Annotated in this window: 13 protein-coding genes; 3 read left to right on the top strand and 10 right to left on the bottom strand. The window is 66.4% G+C overall.

The features are described 5' to 3' along the window. Positions 1-90 precede the first annotated feature (90 nt). Complete coding sequence (locus HMPREF1868_RS03045; protein ID WP_062530232.1) at positions 91-1,155, bottom strand: flavodoxin family protein; 1,065 nt, start codon at positions 1,153-1,155, stop codon at positions 91-93. Positions 1,156-1,331: 176 nt separating this feature from the next. Then, positions 1,332-2,924, bottom strand: coding sequence for a helix-turn-helix domain-containing protein (locus HMPREF1868_RS10160; protein ID WP_156439393.1), 1,593 nt, complete (start codon positions 2,922-2,924; stop codon positions 1,332-1,334). Positions 2,925-3,067: 143 nt separating this feature from the next. Between HMPREF1868_RS10160 and HMPREF1868_RS03035 the strand changes: the two genes are divergently transcribed. The 3 genes from HMPREF1868_RS03035 to HMPREF1868_RS03025 are packed head-to-tail and all read left to right on the top strand — an operon-like array spanning position 3,068 to position 6,512. Further along, a complete protein-coding gene (locus HMPREF1868_RS03035; RefSeq protein WP_062530228.1) occupies positions 3,068-4,066 on the top strand; it encodes a phosphate acyltransferase in 999 nt (332 codons plus the stop codon). Positions 4,067-4,119: 53 nt separating this feature from the next. After that, positions 4,120-5,244 carry a butyrate kinase gene (gene buk / locus HMPREF1868_RS03030; protein WP_062530226.1) on the top strand — a complete coding sequence of 375 codons (1,125 nt, stop codon included), beginning with the start codon at positions 4,120-4,122 and terminating at the stop codon, positions 5,242-5,244. A gap of 11 nt (positions 5,245-5,255) precedes the next feature. Then, on the top strand, positions 5,256-6,512 hold the full coding sequence (locus tag HMPREF1868_RS03025) for an MFS transporter (protein ID WP_062530224.1): 1,257 nt from the start codon (positions 5,256-5,258) through the stop codon (positions 6,510-6,512). Between the two features lie 440 nt (positions 6,513-6,952). On the opposite strand, the gene HMPREF1868_RS03020 is transcribed toward HMPREF1868_RS03025, so the two are convergent. The 8 genes from HMPREF1868_RS03020 to HMPREF1868_RS02985 form a co-directional block, all read right to left on the bottom strand. Continuing rightward, a complete protein-coding gene (locus tag HMPREF1868_RS03020) occupies positions 6,953-7,819 on the bottom strand; it encodes an MBL fold metallo-hydrolase (RefSeq protein WP_062530222.1) in 867 nt (288 codons plus the stop codon). Positions 7,820-7,904: 85 nt separating this feature from the next. Beyond that, entirely contained in the window at positions 7,905-9,851 is a 1,947-nt protein-coding gene (locus HMPREF1868_RS03015; protein WP_072499919.1) for a CocE/NonD family hydrolase, read from the bottom strand. Between the two features lie 66 nt (positions 9,852-9,917). After that, the gene (locus HMPREF1868_RS03010; RefSeq protein WP_062530220.1) at positions 9,918-10,166 is read right to left on the bottom strand and encodes an acyl carrier protein; all 249 of its coding nucleotides are present in this window, start codon (positions 10,164-10,166) and stop codon (positions 9,918-9,920) included. Positions 10,167-10,594: 428 nt separating this feature from the next. Continuing rightward, complete coding sequence (locus tag HMPREF1868_RS03005) at positions 10,595-11,743, bottom strand: acyltransferase family protein (RefSeq protein ID WP_062530218.1); 1,149 nt, start codon at positions 11,741-11,743, stop codon at positions 10,595-10,597. A gap of 113 nt (positions 11,744-11,856) precedes the next feature. Further along, a complete protein-coding gene (gene leuS / locus HMPREF1868_RS03000; RefSeq protein WP_062530216.1) occupies positions 11,857-14,430 on the bottom strand; it encodes a leucine--tRNA ligase in 2,574 nt (857 codons plus the stop codon). A gap of 207 nt (positions 14,431-14,637) precedes the next feature. Continuing rightward, on the bottom strand, positions 14,638-19,434 hold the full coding sequence (locus tag HMPREF1868_RS02995; RefSeq protein ID WP_156439392.1) for an InlB B-repeat-containing protein: 4,797 nt from the start codon (positions 19,432-19,434) through the stop codon (positions 14,638-14,640). Positions 19,435-19,677: 243 nt separating this feature from the next. Beyond that, positions 19,678-20,010, bottom strand: coding sequence for a type II toxin-antitoxin system PemK/MazF family toxin (locus HMPREF1868_RS02990; RefSeq protein WP_062530212.1), 333 nt, complete (start codon positions 20,008-20,010; stop codon positions 19,678-19,680). Next, complete coding sequence (locus HMPREF1868_RS02985; RefSeq protein WP_009279392.1) at positions 20,007-20,309, bottom strand: AbrB/MazE/SpoVT family DNA-binding domain-containing protein; 303 nt, start codon at positions 20,307-20,309, stop codon at positions 20,007-20,009. Before HMPREF1868_RS02985 ends, HMPREF1868_RS02990 begins: the two co-directional genes overlap by 4 nt. Positions 20,310-20,369 lie beyond the last annotated feature (60 nt).

Here is a 20,369-nt window from a genome sequence, read left to right as displayed (position 1 = left end):
TTCTTATGGGCCAAGCGACAAGTCACGATGGCGTGGGTGCCTCTCGATGGGGCTCGAGGCACCCCCGCAGAAGCTTGGCTTGGAGTTGGGCTACTCCGCGAACTCCTGGAACTTGAGACCGTGCTCCTCGGGCATGGTTGCCTCGACGAAGGCCTTGTAGCGGGCGACGCGCTGCTTGTAGGCATCACCCTTCTGCAGCTCCATGAGGATGCCCTCGTTCTTGCCGATGTCCTCGCCGTGGATCTGCTTGCCCTGCATGGTGTCGTGGGCGCGCTCGCGGCCCTGGTCGTCGTACATGCCGGGGAACGCGGGCTCGCCGTCCTTGTCGAGGACGGTGTTGCCGTTCTCGTCCTTGAGGTCATGCTCGGCGTACTCGACGGTGACCTTGCCGTCGGCGAGGACGACCTTGCCCTGCAGTCCGCAGACGGCGCAGACGGCGCGGTTCTCGTCGGGATACAGGTAGAAGTCGTTGCAGTTGCAGTGCGGGCAGACGCCCTTCTCGCCCATGTACTTGGCGCTCTTGGGGTCGGCCGCGAACTCGGCCATCTGGACGCCGATCTGGTGGGCGCGGCTCACGACGTCATCCTTCATGAGGGCCGTCTTGGACCAGGGGATCCACTCGTTGTAGCAGACCTTCCAGGCCGGGGTCATGGACTGGATGGCGTGGTCCGACTGGATGTGGGTGCCCCAGTCGGAGCCGCCGATGCCGATGTAGGCGACGGGGATGTCGGTGTGGAAGACGAACGAGGGCGGGACGACGCCCTTCTTGCCCTCGGCGATGTTCCTCTCGGCGCTCATCTTGCCCAGGAAGTTGTTGCCGGTGTCCATGCGGGGCCCGAAGCGGTCCATGATGGTGTGGAAGAGGCCCGACGCGCCCGTCTCGAAGATCGGGTCGACCATGACGATCGCGTCAGCGGTGAACATCTCGTGCGCCAGCCAGTCGAAGTCGTCCTTGTGGATGCACATGTTGCCGCGGCCACCCATGAGCATCTTGACGCAGGTGATGCAGCCCGTGCAGTGCCTGATGTCAAGGTCCTGCGCGCGGATGAACTCGATCTGGGCGCCCGCCTCCTGGGCGCCCATCAGGGCCTCCTTGCAGATGGAGTCGTTGTTGCCGTTCTTCGTGCCGAACGAGATGCCGAGTACCTTAGCCATTCGCACCCTCTCCTTGGGTCTGTGAGCACATGTACTGACCTTGGGAGAAACCGTATGCCACGGCAGTACGCGCGGCATTGTGCTTCGGTTCAAAAGCGAGACGCAAGAATCGTGCTTAATTTGTGAATCAGAGAGTGACGCGAGACCGCTCTGCCGTTCGTCGAGCAAACGGCAGCTTATGCCGAATTTCGACCCTCCAGCGTAAGACCGTCGGCCTCGCTCATCTCTAGCAGGCGCGCCGTGAAGGCCACCGCGAGCCGGTCGTCCCCGTCCTTAAGGTCGAGGTAGAAGAGCTCCCTGATCTTGTTCACCCTGTAGAAGTAGGTGTTGCGGTGCACGCTCAGGGCCTCGGCTGCCACCACGGGCTCGCCAGGGTAGCGGACGCTCATCACCGCCGTCTGGAGGTACGAGGTGTGACGCCTGCGGTCGTACGCGGCCATGGCCACCACGCGCTTGTCGAGGAGCGCGGCAAGCTTGCCGTCCCGCTTGGCGCTCCAGCCCATCACGGCGAAGCGCTCGTGCCAGAAGAAGTGGACGCGGGAGCCCTGGGCGGAGCGGCCCTCAAGCGCCTGCCGCAGGCCGGTGCACTGCCTGAGCGACGCCCCGGCGAGCGAGAAGTCCTCGAAGGGCTCGCAGACGTAGGCGTCCATGCCGTTGCGCTCGAGGAAGTCGCAGAACCCCCTGTTCTTGAGCACGAGGTTCTCGAACTGGTCGTAGGCGTCGAAGCCGGGCCTCTCGTCCTTTTCCAGGGTGAGCAGGAGCACCACGGATCCGTCTCGCACGGTCCAGATGACGTCCTCGAGGCAGGCCTGCATGACCTGGCCCGCCTTGAGGTAGTAGTCCCGGTCGGCCCCTTCCTCGCCTACGACGCTCACCAGGTCGTAGCGGGCGCCGTCCGCGCCGCCGAGCAGCGTGACCAGGGCGCGCATGGCGTCCACGCTCGAGAGCTTGCCGTCGAGGAGGTCGGCGAGGACCGTGGAACCCATGCCCACCCGCTCCCCCGCCACGCCCAGGCGGTCGATCATGATGCCGGCGAGGGCGCCCGCATAGTCCACGAGCTCCAGGTCGAGCCCCGTGAGCGGGCGCACCTCGAAGACGTCCAGGCGCCCCAGCTCGAGGTGGTGGTAGTAGATGATGGAGCTCACGTTGCGGACCCCGGTGGTACCCTTCTCGGACACGACGGGGACGCGGGTGGCCCGTGCCTGGCGGATGAGGCCGTCCGCCTCCATAAGCGAGGCGACCTCGTCCGTCACGTAGCCGCTGGTTATGACGTCCCGGAGCTCGCGGACGCCCTGGGGCAGGTCGCCCGCGGACGCAAGCACCTTGTGGTCGGTGTTGGATATGAGCACGGGGTTGCGCAGGACCCCGCTCGCGTGATCCGCGAACTGCTGGATGTCATACGAGCTCAGGAAGGCCTTGAAGAGGCGCTCGCGGCTCACGGCGAGGACGCCGCTCCTGCTCACCAGCCTGAGGAAGGCGTCACGGAACTCCGAGGGCGCGACGTCGCCGCTCGCCGCGACCACGCCCGTTGGCGGGCGCAAGGGGAGTTCGGAGGCGGCGCCGCGCAGGTACTCGAGGACCAGTCCCTCCCCCTCGCGGGGCGAGCCCAGCCGCTCCACCTGCTCCGGCGTGGCGAGGACGACGACCCCCTCCATTCCCCTGCCCTCGTAGTCGGCGGGTGACACGACGACGTCCCAGCCGAGCAGAGAGGGGTCCTGGACCTGGTAGCCCGTGAGGGGCAGCTCGTTTAGCACGGTTCGAAGTCTCACAGTGCCTCCCGTGGCTTGTGCTCATGCACAAATATGATAGACCAGCTGCCTGCGCGAATGGGGTTCCGTTCCATGTGCTTCCGGGGGGGCAGGACCTAGTATCTGCAAGGATGGCAATCCGACCTCATGCAGGAGGCAAGCACATGCAGAATCTGATCGACGAGCTCGTCGGGAAGGCGAAGCGGGCGCCAAGGCGCGTCGCGCTGCCCGAGTGCGAGAGCACGAACACCCTCAGGGCGGCACGCCGCGTGGCCGACGAGGGCATCGGCACCCCGTACCTCGTGAGCCCCCGCGACGTGATCGAGTCCTGCGCCGCCGAGGCGGGCGTCTCGCTGGACGGCATGCGAATCGTGGACAGCTCGAACGCCGAGGCAGCCGAAGCCCTGGCCAAGAGGTACATGGACGCCGGGAGGGAGCGGCTGGTCTCTGCCAAGGGGGCACGTCGCAAGATAAAGAGGCCGATCTACTACGCCATGATGATGGAGGAGCTCGGGGACGTGGACTGCACCTTCTGCGGCCACACCAACACCACCGGCGACGTGCTCATGGCCGCTCAGATGATCATCGGCCTGCAGGACGGCGTCGACGTCCCCTCCATCGTCGCGCTGACCCAGACCCCCGGCTTCGAGGGGCCCGAGGGGGACGTGATGGCCCTGGCCGACTGTGGCCTCAACCCCGAGCCCAGCGCAGAGGAGCTGGCCTCCATCGCCATAGCCGCCTGCGACTCCACGTCCTCCCTCATGGGCTGGGAGCCCCGCTGCGCCTTCGTCAGCTACTCCACCGACGGGTCGGGCGAGAGCCCCAGCGTCGAGAGGGTCCGCGAGGCCCTGAGGCTCGTCCACGAGCGCAGGCCGGAGCTCAAGGCGGACGGCGAGTTCCAACTCGACGCCGCCATCGTGCCTGCCACCGCCGCGAAGAAGGTCAGCCGCGAGTCCGAGGTGGCCGGCAGGGCAAACGTGCTCGTCTTCCCCGACCTCAACACCGCCAACACCGCCGTCAAGCTGATCCAGCTCTTCGCCCATGGCAAGGGCTTCGGCCACAACCTCTCCGGCTTCAGGCGCCCCGTCGCCGACAGCTCCCGTGGGGCCACGGTCGAGGAGATGGTCGGCGACATCGCCATGTTGGTCCTCTCGTCCGATTAGGCCCGCGTGGCGTCGGGAAGCGGCGCCACGCCCATCACGAGAAAGGAAGCATCGTGCCCTACCGCATCCTGACCCTCTCGCCCGGATCGACCTCCACCAAGGTCGCCGTCTTCGAGGGCGAGCAGACGCTCATGAAGGCAAACGTCCGCCACGACCCCGTCAAGCTCCAAGGCTTCGACGCCGCCGCGGACCAGCTCCAGTACCGCATCGACACCGTGCTGGCGGAGCTTGCGAAGGCGGGCATCCAGCTCGACTCCATCGATGCCTTCTCGGGCTACTGCGGGGGCATGGGCCCCACCGTGGGAGGCATCTTCGCCATCGACCAGAACGTGTGCGACCACGTGCTCTCGTGCGGCATGAACCACCCCGCCATCCTGGGCGCGCCCATCCTCTTCGACTTCGCACGCAGGACCGGCAAGCCCGCCTTCGCCGTGAACCAGCCCGACACCGACGAGCTCGAGGACGTCGCCAGGATCACCGGCTACCCCGGCATCTACCGCAAGAGCCACGTGCACTGCCTCAACCAGAAGGAGTGCGCCATCCGCTTTGCCGCCTCGCTGGGCAGGCGCTACGAGGAGGTCAACGTCATCGTGGCCCACGTGGGAGGCGGACTCTCAGTGGCGGCGCACCGGAAGGGCCGCATGATCGACACCAACGACGTGATCGAGGGCTCGGGCCCCTTCGCGCCGAACCGCTCCGGCGACGTTCCCGCCAAGCCCGTGGTGGCCCTCGCCTTCTCTGGTAGCCACGACAGGCGCGAGATCGACGCCGTGATCGGCAAGGCGGGCGGCCTGAAGGGCCTTTTGGGCACCGATGACGCCCTCGAGATCGACCGTCGCATCGAGGCGGGCGACGCCTGGGCGAAGCTGGTCTTCGAGGCCATGGCCTACCAGACGGCGAAGGCCATCGGGGCGTTCTCCGTCGCCCTGGAGGGCAGGGTCGACGGCATCGTGCTCACCGGCGGCGTCTCGCACGACGAGGCCTTCACCAGCTACGTCAAGGAGCGCGTGGGCTGGATCGCACCCGTGGCCGTATATGCCGGCGACTTCGAGATGGAGGGTGCCGCCGCCGGAGCCGTCCGCGCGCTCGAGGGCAGCGAGGCCGTCATGACCTACACCGGACGGCCGAGCTGGGCGGGCTTCTCGTTCGAGGCCGCCCCCGCCGACGTCGAAGCCTAGCGAGGAGGAGCATGTCCAAGGAGATATCCACGAGGGGCGCCTTCCACTACGCCCATCTGATCGTTCTCTCGTGCATCGTCATCACCTGCCTGCCCTGTGCGCTCGTGCTTTCCTGCGCAGGCATCTTCTTCACGCCCGTCTCGGCCTACTTCAGCGTGGCAAGGTCGGCGTTCACCCTGTACTTCTCGATCCTGAACGTCGCCATGATGCTCACCCTGCCCGTTGCCGGCAGGGTCCTGGCCAAATCCGACGCCCGCGTCGTGCTGTCGGCGAGCGTCGTGCTCTGCGGGCTCGGCCTCGTCGGCATGTCCATGTGCCGGGAGCTGTGGCAGTTCTATCCCTGCGGCGCGGTGCTCGGCGTGGGCGTGGCGCCCCTCATCTACCTTGCCGTGCCCGCCCTCGTCAACGCCTGGTGCGTGCGGAGGGTCGGCTTCTTCGTGGGCCTTTGTATGGCGTTCACGGGCATCGGCGGGGTGATCTTCAACCCGCTTGGAACGGCCCTCATCAACTCCGATGCCGAGGGCTGGCGCACGGCATACCTCGTCTTCGCCGCCATAACCCTCGTGGGTACGCTCCCTTTCACGCTCCTCGTGGTGCGCAGCAGGCCCGAGGACATGGGGCTCCTCCCCTATGGCGCAGAGGGCGAGGCCGCAGCAGGGGGCGAGCCCACCGTCACCGAGTCGAGGGGTGCCATGGCCACCGACGCCATGAGGACCCCAGCCTTCGTGGCGCTGCTCGCCTTCTGTGGTGTCATCACGCTGAACCAGACCATCTACCAGTTCCTTCCCAGTTACGCCTCCTCGATCGGGGGGGACGTGGCGGCCGCCTCGGGCGTGGTTGCCTCGGCCGCGATGGCTGGCCAGGCAATTGGCAAGGTCCTCCTGGGCGTCATCAACGACAGGTCAGCCAGGCTCGGCACCGCGTTTGGCATCCTGTCCGGCGTCCTGGGCGTGCTCGTGATGTGGCTCTTCCCGGGCGCCCTCGCCCTCCTGCTCGTGGGCTCCTTCCTCTTTGGCGTGGTGTATGCCATGACCACGGTCGAAACGCCACTCTTGGTCCGTACCGTCTTCGGGTCCAGGGACTACACCAACATCTACTCCCGCGTCTCCATGGTCGGGTCGCTCATGAGCGCCGTGGCCGCCGTGTTCTGGGGCCTCGTGGTAGACTCCGCCGGCGGCTTCCCCCTCATGTTCGCCCTTGGGATCGCGTGCATGGCGGCCTGTCTCGCACTTGCCAACTTCGCCCTGGCACATCGGAGCGCGGCCTAGGAATCGGTAGCGAAGGCTGGCCTGCCGCTCCGCCGCCTGCGCGCCAATTTCTCTCGAAAGCGTCCGATGTGTCAGGCCTCCACTTTCGACGGCGTCAAACGCGCGCCGCGCTTATGCGAGAGCGCCCAACGCGCGCCGCTCTTCGACGAAAGCGCTCAATGCGTGTCAAATTCTCTCGAAAGCGTCCAACGCGTCTCTCGCCTCCGCGTTTGCGCAGTTAGCAGAGAGGAGAAAAACGCGTTGGACGTTGTCGGCGCATTTTCGCGCGCGTAGGACGTTGCCGGGCGGAAGTCGCGCGCGATGGGCGCTGTCGGCGCTCTCTCGCGCGCGATGGACGCCGTCGGAATTGGCTCACGCGCGATGGACGTTGTCGACGCATTCTCGGTTCGCTCCGACAACGCGTTTGGAATCCTCGCTAGCGACGCCCTCGAGCGCCCTCCCTATCCGGCAGATCCGTGTCGGTGTCGGCGCTCGCCCCGAGGCTTGCGAGGCTTGGGCTTCTCGATGAGGCCACGGAAGTCGGGCGAGCTGGGGTCCATGTCCATGGGGCTCATCACGTGGAGCTGGCCTCGGAGCTCGCCGAGGGAGTCGTTCTCCCAGCGGAAGCCTCGGTCGGTCTTGGAGAACTCGGCGACGTCCAGCCAGGAGGAGAGGTCTGCCTTGGAGTACTCCCTGTCGTAGTGAGCGCTCACCCACCTGTCGTAGCCCTCCATGTCCTGCATCTTGCGCAAGGTCTCCTCCCACTCGTCGATGGAGGTGGAGTCCTCGTAGAAGAGGGTCATGACCGGCGTGACGGCGTCGCCCGAGAGGAACAGCCGTTCCTGCCCCACGAGAAAGCCCATGCTTCCCCTGGTGTGTCCCGGGAGCGCGACCGCCCTCACCGTGACGCCGCCCAGGTCGAAGGCCTGTCCCTCCACGAGGCGCCTCGTTGCCGGACGCTTGCCAGAGAGCACGGGGAAGCAGGAGTCCTCGGAGAGGTCGAGCTTCTCGACGAGCTGTTCGCGAACGCGCAGGTGGAAGGCCTTCTCCTGGTCCCAACGGCCATCGTCGGCCTCTGAGATCCAAGCCTCCGGAAACTGGTAGGCGCAACCCACGTGGTCGTGGTGATGGTGTGTCAGGACGACGGTGAGCGGAAGCGTCGAGATGCCCTCGACGGTCGCCCTGAGGTCGCCCAGCCCCTCGCCGGTGTCCACGAGGAGCGCGGCATCGTCGCCCACCACCAAGAACGCGCGGTTGCCTCCCACGTCGGTGAGCCTCCACACGCAGGACCTGACCTGCGCCACCTTCCACTCCGCCCTCTGCGGCATGCTTCCTCCTTTTGTGCGGGAGGGGTGCCCGGCCGAAGCCCGGACACCCCACGCTCAGACTACCTATAGCGATATCCAGCCGGACCTAGCGATGGATGTACTCGCCCGCCTGGTACCTCGGGGGAACGACCGGAAGCTCCAGGTAGGAGGCATGCTGGCCACCGGTGTGGACGCAGTGCGTGCCATGGTTCTCCTGGTCCCAGGCCAGGGGCTCAAACCAGCCCTCGCGGATGTAGCGGCCAGAGACCTGGATGCGGAAGCGCTCGCCCTTGTGATAGACGCGGGCGGTGGGGACGATGGCGATCTCGACCTCGCGGACCTCGCCCTCGGCAAGCTTGGCCGGCTCGTCCCTCATCGTGTACACGGGGTTGTGCTTCTTGGAGAGCTTGGTGTCCACGATGGCACGGGAGACGCGGCACTTGCCCCAGGCGCCGGGGTGCGGCTCGTCGAGCGTCGTCCACGGCACCCACGTGCCGTCGGCTGCGGCCTTCTGCACGTTGACGAAGAGGTCCATGTCGTCATGGCCCTCGCAGGACACGAACAGGTGGAGGTCCATGTAGCCGGTGACCTCGATGTCTTCGGGCAGGACGTAGTCGAAGTCGAGCTCGCCCCTGTTGGCGTCGTACTTGGCCACGGCCTCCGCCTCGGGCTTGTCGAAGCCGGCGGCGAAGGTCTCCTTGCTGCCGCCGTCCTGGCTCACGTCGGCGGAGTCAACATGCGCGCTGGCGTCGAGGTAGAGGTTCCTGTACTCGGTGCGCTTGATGGGCCAGGCCTTCTCGGGGCGCTTCTCCTGGTAATCCACGTCATAGGCGTCCATGATGTCCAGGCGCACGCGCGGGGTCATCTCCCAGCCGTTGTGGATGCCCTTCAGGTAGCGGTCGTAGAAGCGCCTGAGGTCCTCGAGGTTGTCGGGATCATAGGTGTCGGGCCACTCGAAGTCGCGGTGGGCGCGGAGCCACTTGAGGTGGGAGCGGCAGCGACGCCAGGCGTTGACGGACCCAGGCAGGTGGAAGTGGGACCAGCCGGCGGTCTGGTAGACGGGAATCTTGATCTTCTTGAAGTCGGCGCGCTTGTCCTCCCAGTACTCGTTCATGGTGGGGTACATCTGTGCCATGGACACCTGGTCGTCAACGCCGTTGGGGCCCGTCACCTGAGCGGCGATGAACTTGTTGAACGAGAGCGCGGGCACGCCGCCCTCGTAGAAGGACTCACGGTAGAGGTCGGTGGTGCACTCCCAGGGGGCGATGCACTTGAGGTGCGGGGGGCACTCGGCTGCGATGCCCCACTGGTGCATGGCCACGCCGGAGTTGCCGGACATGCCGACGTTGCCGTTGCACCAGGGCTGGATGCCGAGCCACTCAACGAAGTCGTAGCCGTCCTCGCGGTCCTGGTGGGTGAACATGTGCACCGAGCCCTCGGAGTGTCCGGCGCCGCGCACGTCGACGTTGGCCACGGCATAGCCCTGGTAGCACCAGTAGAGGGGGTCGGGCGACTCGAACTTTGCGGTCTTGGAGACGGTCATGGGAGGCACGCCCATGATCTGCCACTCACTCATGCCGTCGCCGGGGCGCTTACCGAACCAGGACCACGACACGATGGCCGGGACCTTGGCTCCCTCGATCACGTTGCCAGCCTCGTCCAGGTCACCGGGGCGGAAGATGTCCGCATAGATCCTGCAGCCGTCGCGCATGACGACTTCCTGGTCCTGCATGCAGATGACGCCTGGGGCGACCTGGTAGACGCGCTGGTTGAAGGGCGGGCAGAAGCCCTGGCCCATGCGCGCCATGGGGTCGTCGGAGGCGGAGAGGTCGACCTCGGCCTGGTTGTCGTTGGGCTGGCGGGCCACGAGGTAGGCGGTCATCATCTCGACGCCCTTGAAGGTCTCGGGCTTCAGGTAGAGGTAGCGCTCGCGGTCCGTGTCAAAGTAGACGGGCCACTCGTCCGAGTACTCCTCGCCGCTGCCCTGTACGAGGTCGGAGACCTTCTTGTCGGTCACGGCCTTCCAGTGCTCGGGAATCTTGTAGTCAAGCATGGGGTCTTCTTTCTCAACGTCAACGAGACGCCCGCGCCATGGCGGCACGGGCGGCAGTCACGGGTGCTACTCGTCGAGCAGGTCGCACACGAAGTCGGTGGCCTCGCCGAAGGTCGCGCAGCGGCGGAACTTCATGTAGGGCACCTCGATGTCGAGCTCGTCCTCGATGTATGTGGTGATCTGCGACACCTGCACGGACTTGATGCCAAGGTCCTCGAACCTGGTGTCCTCGGTGAACTCGGAGGGGTCCTTGCCAAAGAGCTGGCCGGCACGGGTGGTGAGCGCGTCCCAGACCTCCTGGCGATCCTCGTCCATTGCTGCTCCCTTCGTCGAGGGGACGCGTCCACGCCCCCGCCCGCGAGCGTCCGCGGGCCTGCCTTCTGGTTCGAGGCTCAGTATCCGCGCGCGTCGTGGGGTCGGCAATGTGGACCGACTCAAATGGACGGGCACAGGCAAGGTGGCAATTTGTGCTTGAGTGCAGAGCCAGGGCATGCGACGCCGCGAGGAGGGTGTGGGGTGGGAGCCGGTCGTCGGGAGGCGGAGGCGGGAGCGGGGCAGTGTGGGCCTGCCCGGGGCGGTGTGGGCCCGCCCGGGGCGCGCAGTTCAGATCTGATTTGCGCGTCTCTCAGCAAAATGCCAGGTCAGCGGAGAATGGCGCGCAAACCATTTCCAGAGTGCGCAGCGGGCAGGCGACTTGGGGGGGCGCCGAGGCCCGCGCCGCCCGCAGGCGAGAAGTGCGGCGGCTACCGCTCGCGGCGTCGTCCCAGGAGGAAGGGCAGGCGCCGTCGGATGAGGCGCTCGACGGGCACGAGGACGAGGACGGAGGCCAGGGCGAGGAGGGCACCCACACCGAGCTGCGCTGCGAACGGCGCGTCGTGGAGGTCGACGCCGGCAAGCGAGAAGAGCAGCAGCTTGCAGAGGTTCATCGACGGGGCCGAGAGCGCATAGAGCACGAGACTCCTGCGGCCCAGCTCCCGCAGGGGGCCGCACTCTCCCAAGGCAAGCGAGAGGAACGCCACGGCAAGGGTCCCCGCCAGCGCCAGGAGCAGCATGAGCGCCGCCTGCAGGACGGCCAGGGAGAGAGCGGGGCTCTCCCCGTCCGGGAAGAGCGCCACGTACTCCTGGGTCACGTAGAGATCGGGCATGACGCGGTGGGCGACGAGGCCCAGCGCGACCGCAAGGGCCAGCGCAAGCGGAACGAGGGCCCAGCGCGGCACGCGGGCCAGCGCCTCCCTGAGCGCCACTCCCAGGAGGATGTAGCCGCCCGCCTCCATGCCCCTGAGGAGGCAGAGGGGCAGCTTGACCTCCGGACCCACGGTCCACCAGAGCTGGGACGCGAGGACGAGCAGGACCCCGACGAGGGCACAGGCGAGGACGTGGCCCCTCTCGCCCGCCCCCTCGTCGTCCGGACCGGCGAGGGCGCGGAGCACCAGGAAGGCGAGGAGCTGACCCCAGAAGTACGCCCAGAGGAACCAGAGTCCCTCTCCCATGACCAGGACGTCGAACGCCGACGTCGCGAGGTCCTGGGTGCCCTCGACGGCGAGCGACTCCCCGAGGGAGGGCGCCAGGGCGAGGGCAACGGGCTTGAGGAGGTAGTAGAGCGAGAAGGCGTAGTAGGGAACGAGGAGCCCCCGCGCGCGGCGCCGGGCGAAGCTGCCGAAGTCACGCCCCCTGACGTGCAGGACCACCCCTCCCAGGAAGAAGAAGAGCGGCATGTGGAAGAGGTAGAGGTCGTAGTGGAGCTCGGCCAGGGCCGGCAGCCAGACGCTCTGGCCGTCGCCGTTGGTGAGGTGGCCCAGGGCGACGAGGAGGATGCCCAGGCCCTTGGCGACGTCTACCCAGGGCAGCTTGGTGCCCGCGGCGTCGCTCCTGGCGGTCGTCTTCCCCTCCATGTCAGCTCCTTGGTGGCTTCTGGTGGCTTTCCGGCGGGCTGCCACGCTTACGGGTCTGGGCGAGACCGGAGCCCCGCCCAGACGACTTCGCATGCCTTTCCGATGCCGCGCGACTAGATCGCGACGATGTTCACGAGCTTGCCGGGGACGACGACGACCTTCCTCACGTCCTTGCCCGCGATCTGGTCTGCGACCGCCTCGCGCGCCGCGGCCTCCAGCTCGTCCTTGCCGGCAGACGCAGGAACCATGATGCGGGCACGAATCTTGCCCTTGACCTGCACTGCGATCTCGACGCTGTCGCTCTTTGCCTGCTCGGGGTCGAACTCGGGCCAGGGCTCGTCGTAGACGGAGCCCTCCCTGCCCAGCGCCTCGTGGAAGAGCTCCTCCGCCCAGTGCGGGCAGATGGGGGCCAGCATGGTCACGATGGCATGCGCCGTGCGGTAGCAGACCGCCGCGTCGCGGCCGGCGGGCTCGGTCTCGTTCAGGTACTTGCTCGCCGCGTTGACCAGCTCCATGCAGGCCGATATCGCGGTGTTGAACTGCCCGCGGTCGAAGTCGGCGGTGCAGCGCAGCCCCATCTCGTTGAGGCAGCGGTTGAGCTCCCCGGAGGCCGCGTCCAGACCGGAGAGGTCGAACCCTGCCCTAGCGTCCGCGGTCTGGGAGAGGCCCCACACCACGCGCCAGGCGCGCTTGATGAAGCGGTTCGCGCCGGCGACGGCCTCCTCGTCCCAGTCGAAGTCCTTCTCGGGGGGAGCCACGAAGAGGATGGCCAGGCGCATGGTGTCGGCGCCGTAGGGCTCGATCACGCTGGAGGGCGGCACGACGTTGCCCTTGGACTTGCTCATGGTCTCGCCGTTGGCGTCCTTGACCATGCCCTGGCAGAGCAGGTTGGTGAAGGGCTCGTCCACGTCTATCATGCCCAGGTCGCGCAGGACCTTGGTCCAGAAGCGCGAGTAGAGCAGGTGCAGGATGGCGTGCTCGATGCCGCCCACGTAGTTGTCGACGGGCATCCAGCGGTCAACGGACCCCTTCGAGAAGGGGGCCTGATCGTTGTGCGGGTCGCAGTAGCGCAGGTAGTACCAGCTCGAGCAGGTGAAGGTGTCCATCGTGTCGGTGATGCGACGGGCGGGCCTGCCGCAGCGCGGGCAGGTCGTCTCGTAGAAGGGGGCGTACTCGGCCAAGGTCTCGCCGGCACCGAGGTCGAGGTTGTCGGGCAGGAGGACGGGCAGGTCCTCCTCGGGCACGGGAACGTCGCCGCAGTCGTCACAATGGATCATGGGGATGGGGTTGCCCCAGTAGCGCTGGCGGCTGATGAGCCAGTCGCGCAGGCGGAACTGGACCTTCTCGCGACCCACGCCCCTCTCGCCCAGCCACTTGATGATGGCGTCGACGGCCTCGGAGTGCTTGCCGCCCTTGAGGCCGGTGAACTCGCCGGACTGCACCAGGTAGCCCTCGGCGTCCATGGCGTGCTCCCAGTCCACGCTGCGCACACGCAGCTCGCGCTCGTCCTTGAGCTCCTCGTAGAGTGGGTCGTCCTTCTTGCAGATGATCGGGGCTATCTCGAGGCCGTACTTCTTGGCGAAGTCGAAGTCGCGCTGGTCGCCGCAGGGGACGCCCATGACGGCGCCGGTGCCATAGTCCATGAGGACGTAGTCGGCGACCCAGATGGGCGCGGGGCGGCCGTTGATGGGGTTGATGACGTAGCGCCCGGTGAAGACGCCGTGCTTCTCCCTGCCGGAGCCCTGACGGTCAACGCTCGAGACCTTCTCGGTCGCGGCCTTGAGCTCCAGGAACTCGGCCTCGTGCTCGCTGCCGGCGACGAGCTCGGCCGCCAGCGGCGACTCCGGGGGCAGCAGGAAGAAGCTCACGCCGAAGAGGGTGTCGGCGCGGGTGGTGAAGACGCTGACCTTGCGGTCGGTGGGGGTCACGCCGTCCTCGGCCGCCAGGACGAAGTCGATCTCGGCTCCCTCGGAGCGGCCGATCCAGTTGCGCTGCTGGGCCTTGACGTTCTCGGGCCAGCCCTCCAGCTTGTCGAGGTCGTCCAGGAGCTCCTGGGCGTAGTCGGTGATCTTGAGGTACCACTGTGAGAGCTCGCGCTTCTCGGGAATCGAGCCGCACCTCCAGCAGCGACCGTCCACGACCTGCTCGTTGGCGAGCACGGTCTTGCAGTGGGGACACCAGTTGACGGGCGAGGTGGCGCGGTACGCCAGGCCCTTCTCCCACATCTTGATGAACATCCACTGGCCCCAGCGGTAGTACTCGGGGTCGCAGGTGTTGAACATGCGGTCGTAGTCATACGAAAAGCCCATGCGCTTCATGGTCTTGACTGCCTGGGCGATGTTCTGGTGGGTCCACTCGCTCGCCTGGGTGTTGTGCTTGATGGCGGCGTTCTCGGCGGGCAGGCCGAAGGCGTCGAAGCCCATGGGGTGCAGCACATCGAAGCCGCGCATGCGGGCCTGGCGCGCCATGGCGTCACCGATGGTGTAGTTGCGCGCGTGGCCCATGTGCAGGTCGCCCGAGGGGTACGGGAACATCTCGAGCACGTACCTCTTGGGCTTGGAGGGGTCCTCGTCGGTCTTGTAGAGCGACTCCTCCTCCCAGCGCGCCTGCCACTTGGTCTCTATCCTCTGGGCGTCATAGGCGGGAACGTCGCCCGTCTCGCGCCTGACATCGCTGTTCTCAGCCATGAGTTCCTTTCCTTGGCACAAAAAGACATACATGGGGGAGTATAGCGAGAAACGCGTCGCGGTCTCGCGCAGGGCGCTGATGCGGACGTGCGGTCACTGCGCTGCCACACGTCCGTGGCGCCTGCCAGGCGAGCCGACAAGGAAGAGGGGCCAGGCTCAGCCTGACCCCTCGGACTCGGCACCTTGTAAGGAGGCCTGACGGGGCGCCTAGGCCTTGTCGTCCCTGCGACGGAGGCGGAACGCGACGAGCAGCGAGGCGGCGGCAAGGCCTGTGACCGCCACGTACGCGACGGGAGAGAGGTCGTCCCCGGTCTTGGGGAGCCTGGAGAGGACCTTGCGGACCACGTGCCCCACATGCCCTGGGAGCGCGGGCACCGGTCCGGGCTGCGGAGCCGGGTCCGGCGTCGGGTTGGGGTTGGGATTGGGGTTGGGCTTGGGCTTGGGGTTGGGCTTGGGGTTGGAGGGCTCGGTCACCTCGAGCGAGAGCTGGATGGTGTCATCGTCCGTCGCCACGGCATCCTTGCCCGGCGCCCACTGCGTGCCGTTCCACACGAACGAGAAGACCTTCGAGGTCCCCTCGTCGGTGGTGGCGCGTGCCGCGAAATGGCCGCCGACCGTGCCCACGATGGTCAACGTCTTGCCCGTTTCGGCATTCGTGGAGACCTTGAGCCCGGGGATGACGAGCCTCATCCAGCTGGGGCTGTTCTCGCCCGCGTCACCGGCGGCGTCGACGACGGCCTCGAGCTTGTCATAGGTCGTGATCTGGTCGGGGTCGCTCAGGACGAAGGAGACGGTGACGGTCTTGCCGTCAACCCTGACGTCACCCACCTTGAAGCCGGGGCCAAACGCCTCGGTCGTGACCTGAGATGGATCGAGGGACGCGGGGAGCTCGATGTCGTCGGGGACGGTGAAGCTGGCGCTGAAGCCGAAGTCCCTGACGTCCAGCTTGATGTCCTCGTGGCTGACGCCGGGGTAGCGGGCCTCGATGGCGGCCATCTGCGCCTTGACGGGAGCGACGTCAATCGCCCCGGTCAGGTCGAAGCTGGAGCCCTTCTCGGCCCTTATGACCGCGTCGTGCTCGGTGTCGCCGGCGACGAGCATGTCACCCTCGAGACCGCCCTCGATGGGCGAGGTGGTGGCGAGGGTCAGCTGGATGGTGGGATCGCTTGCGGACAGGATGGCATCACGCCCCTCGTCTGTCTGCTCGCCGTTCCACGTGAAGGCGAAGACCTTGGTCTTCCCACCCTCGGAGGTCGCCTTCGAGTGGAAGGTCCCCGTGACCGTGCCCGTGACGCTCAGGCGGGTACCCGCCGCGACGTCATCCGAGACCCGCGTGGGAACCGTGAGCCTCATCGTGTCGGAGACTGCGGAGACGGCATCCTTCAGCTGCTGGTAGTTCGCGATTCCGGACTTGAGGTCCATGGTGACGGTGACCTTGTTGCCCTCCGTCGTGACGTCCGACACGGCAAAGGTGTCGGAGAAGCCCTCGACCGTGACGTCCCTCTTCCCAAGCCCGACTTTGGGGCTCACACCCTCGGGAAGCGTGAGCGTGGCCACGAAGCCCGAGCTGAGGTCCGAGAGCGCGATGGACTCGAAGCGGTCGGGGGTGGTGCCAAACTGGCCCTCGATGGCCTCCATCTGGCTCTTGACGCTCGTCACCCCCACGACGCCCGTGAGGTTCACCTCCTCGCCTTGCAGGACCTCGTGCACTGCCTCGTGCTCCGTGTCACCGTCCGCCTCGAGGTCTGCGGGCAGTCCGATGGTGGAGGGGACCACGGAGACCATGGTCTGGCGGACGTCGTCGCCGCGGGGGTCCCTGCCGGCCTCCAGCTGCTGGGAGGTCCAGTCGAAGACGAAGCGCTTAGTCTCGCTCCCCTTCTTGGCGACGGCGAAGAAGTTACCGCTCACGTCGCCGGTCGCGGCGAACTCGACGCCGTTCTGGACGCCGTCGGCCAGCGTGAGGCCAGAGATGGTCGCCGTGATGAAGTTCGAGTCGTCGATGCCGGTGGCATGCCCAGCGGCCAGTCCGGTGCCTTCCACCGCATCCTTCAGCAGCTGGTAGTTGGTGAAGCCGTCGTTGAGCCTGAAGGTGACGGTCACCTCCTGCCCGGAGGCGGTGACGGAGTCGAGCCTGAAGAGGTCGCCCATGCCCGCGACCTGCACCTGGGGATCCGCAGGGACCCTCACCTCGTCAGGAAGCGTAATCTTAGCCGTGAACGTCGACGCGGCACCAGAGAGCGCGATGTCCGAGAAGTGCTCGGGACCCTCCCCGAAGCTCTTCTCGATAGAGCGCATCTGGTCTTTGATCGCAGTGGTGTCGATGGCCCCCGTCAGGCTGAACTCCTTGCCCGCCTCGACGAACTTGATCTCGTTGGACACGTCCTTGGAGTCCCCCCACATATCGGCATCGAGCGCGCCGCTCGCCTGGATGGTGGGGACGGAGGGGTCGTCCTTCCACTTGAGGTAGTACGTGACGTCACCCTTGACCGTGGTTCCGGAGTCAAGGGCCGCAACGTCGGAGCCCTGGGGGTCGTCGTACCAATAACTGTATTCGTGGCCATAAACGTAGCCGAGAAACGTGAGATCCTTTGTCTCGTGCTCAAGCAGGAAACCCGCGCGGGACGCCATGCCCTCGAAGCCCGCTGTGTCCTTGCTCGGCGTCGCGATGCCAGCGGTGCTGGCGTCGACGGAGCCGTCAAGGGACTTCAGGAGGTCGCCCAGCTTCTGGTTGTCCGAGACCTTGGCCTGCCTTTTGACGGTCGCGACCTCTCCCCCGTTGGCCTCGGTGGAGATGGAGAACACGTCCGTCTTGGTCTTGAACACGCTGTCATCGGAAAAAGTTCCCCCGTTGGCAGAGAAGCGGACCGTCGCAAGCTGGTCCTCCCACTGCGCATAGAGATCTACGGAGCTCTTGTCGGTGGGAAGCGTGAGGACGTCGCCAGAGGCATGCTCCTCTCCCCTGCCGTCGGCGCTGGTGTTCCAGCCCTTGAAGATCTTGCCCGGCTGGGAGAAGGCGCCGTTCGCGGCGATGGCAGCATCGATCGACGCTACGGTCGCACTGCGGTCGGGCCTGTTCGCAGAGACGGTGTAGGTGGCGTCATCGGCAAGGTTGCTGTGGTAGACGATGCCATAGCTGGCGGAGTCGCTCGACCACTTGGCATAGACGACCAGGGGCGCATTGACCGTGACGGAGCTGTCGTACGCGCGTTCCACACCGTCCGCATCCCTGTAGAACCAACCCTCGAAGTGATAGCCAAGTGCCGTGGGGTCGCCTGGGACCTGCGCGCTGCCGGCTGCGGGCGTGGCGTCGGCGAGCGCGTAGCCGCGCATGGCGACGGCAGCCTTGTCCGCGACCGTTCCGTCACTGAATCTCGCCCCGACCGCCTGGGCGGCGTCCGGGGCATTGAGCCTGAAGGTAACGCTCTCGGCGGGGACCCACACGTGCTTCTGTCCGTCGGACGAGGCGTTGGCCACGGGGTAGCTGTAGCTTGTACCGTTCGAGTTAAGAGGCGAAAGCGCGCTCGTGCTTGCGTCGGCCAGCGTGAAGAGCATGAGCCGCTCGTTGCCGTTGTCCGCGCCGTTAGTGGGAACGGTACTGCCACTGCCGGAGTTGTAGTCCGGGGCATACTTCACGAGGTGGGAGCCACCGAGCACGACGTAGTTCGTGCCCGTCTGGCCCGCGCCCGTATCTGCGTTCTTCGCCGCAGGCGACTCGACGAGCGAGCTGCCGTCGAACTCGATGTAGCCGTTGCCCTGCGCGCCGAAGAGCGCGCCGGAGTTCTTGCCGTTGCCCTTGAGCGTCGAGTTGTTGAAGACCACTTTTCCGGTGTTGACGTTGAGCCCGCCTACGCCACCGTTGTTGAGCTCGATGGTGGAATTTGTCACGGTGACCGTCGTGCTCGCGTTGCCGCCGATCGAGATGCCGGCCGTCGACCCGGTGTTGGAGGTGATGTGCGAGTTCACGATGTTGCAGGACGACTGGATGGCCATGCCCGTGGGATAGCGCCAGGAACTCCCTTTGTTGATCGTCAGTTCGGAGTCGCTCATGTTGAGTTGGTTCATGTAGTAGGTCTGGCCGAAGCCCGCCACGGTGAGCGAGGCGTTCTTGAGGTTGAGGTCACGAGCGTCGAACCAGGTGCGCGTTTGGGAGTTCACGCTCACGGTGCAGTTCTCGAAGGTGATGCCCGACTCGTAGAAGTTGGTGTCATTCTTGTCATCAGCCGTGATGGTGAGGCTGTCCTTGCCGCCGCTGCCCCTGACCGTTCCGCCCAGGGCGATGCCACGGGTGACGTTCCCGCCGGCGTTGTCCTCGAACACGTAGCTGCCGTCGGTGATGGTCGAACCCGCCCTGGCGGTCAGTGCCGTGCCAAAGCCGGACATGGTCAGCGTGGCGCCATCCAGGCACCTGAGGGTCGATCCGCTCGCAAGCGTGATGCCGTCCGCGCCGGTGCCCTCCATGGTGGTGACGCCGGCGACGACCAGGGTCACACCTGCGGGGATGGTGGCCGCAGCGGGCGCAGAGAAGCTGCCCTTGATCTTGATGGTCGTTATCGCCGGGTTTGCCGCTTGGAGCTCCAGCGCCTTGCCAAGGGACTTGAGGGGCGCTGTGCTCGACCCATCGTCGGCGTCGCTTCCGGTGCTGCCGTCGACCCAGAGCTCCACCGTCTCTGTCGGGGCGGACGCGGGCGGTGCCGCGGCGAGGGCGGGTGCTTCGGCGGCCGTCGCTTCAGCAGAAGCGGAGGGACTCGCCTCCTCGTCAGCAGGAGCGGCGTCGGCAGCCTCGACGCCTTCGGCGCCAGCGTCTCCCGATGTTGCTGACGCTGCCGTCCCGTCAGGAACGTCCTGCCCGTCGGACACAGGCTCAGAGGTCGATGCGGCGGCGCCCGATGCCGGTTCGGCATAGCCCGGGACCGCGGGGAATCCCTGCAGTGCCAGGGCGAGCGTGAGCGCGGTGACGAGGGACCGCCTTCCCAGGCCCAGCTCTCGAGAGCTCCTTGTGGACATTCTCACTCCTTTGCTTTTATATACTAAATTTCATACAGAGTGATTTTATCTCCACCGGATGGAACAGAGGGACCCGGCGGCAAAAAACTCGTGCGAAACCCAAGGGGGTCCGTCCGACAAGGCCGCAAGCCCGACCGAACGCAGGCAGGCCAATCGGGCGGGGAGGGACGGCAACGAAGCCACTGCCACCCGAAGGAACGCTGTCGTAGGCCGGGCAACCTGCAAACCGGCTGCGGCAGGCACCTACCTGAGGTCAAATATCGAGCGCACGTGGGACATCACGCGGGTCATGGTGGCTTCAGGCACGACGCCGAGCAGCTCGTATCCACGGCGCTCGAGGTCGAGGCAACGCAGGGCCTCCACCTGAACGTAACCCCGTTCCAGCCCCGTGCTCAACGGGACGTGCAAGGGATAGCCGTTGTTCGTACTGGTGACTGGCGCAACCACAACCAGGCTCGACCTGCAGTTGAAGCCATAGGTGCTCAGAACCACGGCAGGCCTGGACTTCGCAGGCTCATGTCCCACTGCCGGGGTGAAGCTCACCTCGACGAGGTCGCCCTGCTCGAGCGGCGTCACTCCACCACCTCCGCCCCGACGTCATCCCCCCAGTCGGGCTCTGGGCTCGGCTCACTTCCTTCGTAGCCCCTAAAGAGGCTCTCTATGCTCTGATAGGGGGCGTCACCGTACGAACGGTGGGGACCAAGGGGTCTGAGGGTGATGAATGGTCCCTCCTCATCCGACCCACCGACGGCGTCAAGCGTCGCTCCGACATCGACCCCAAGCAGGTCGCACATCGGCTTGGGTATGCGCACCGCCCGTGAGCCACCCCAACGACCGAGCTTCGTAGTGCCTTCCATCGTGGCGACGGCATTCATCCTTCCACCCCCTGATATGGATATTCTTCTACATATCATACCCAACGTCCAGCAGCCAAA

This window comes from Olsenella sp. DNF00959, assembly GCF_001553055.1.
GTDB classification, from domain to species: domain Bacteria; phylum Actinomycetota; class Coriobacteriia; order Coriobacteriales; family Atopobiaceae; genus Olsenella_I; species Olsenella_I phocaeensis.
This window is presented reverse-complemented; position numbering and strand designations above follow the sequence as displayed.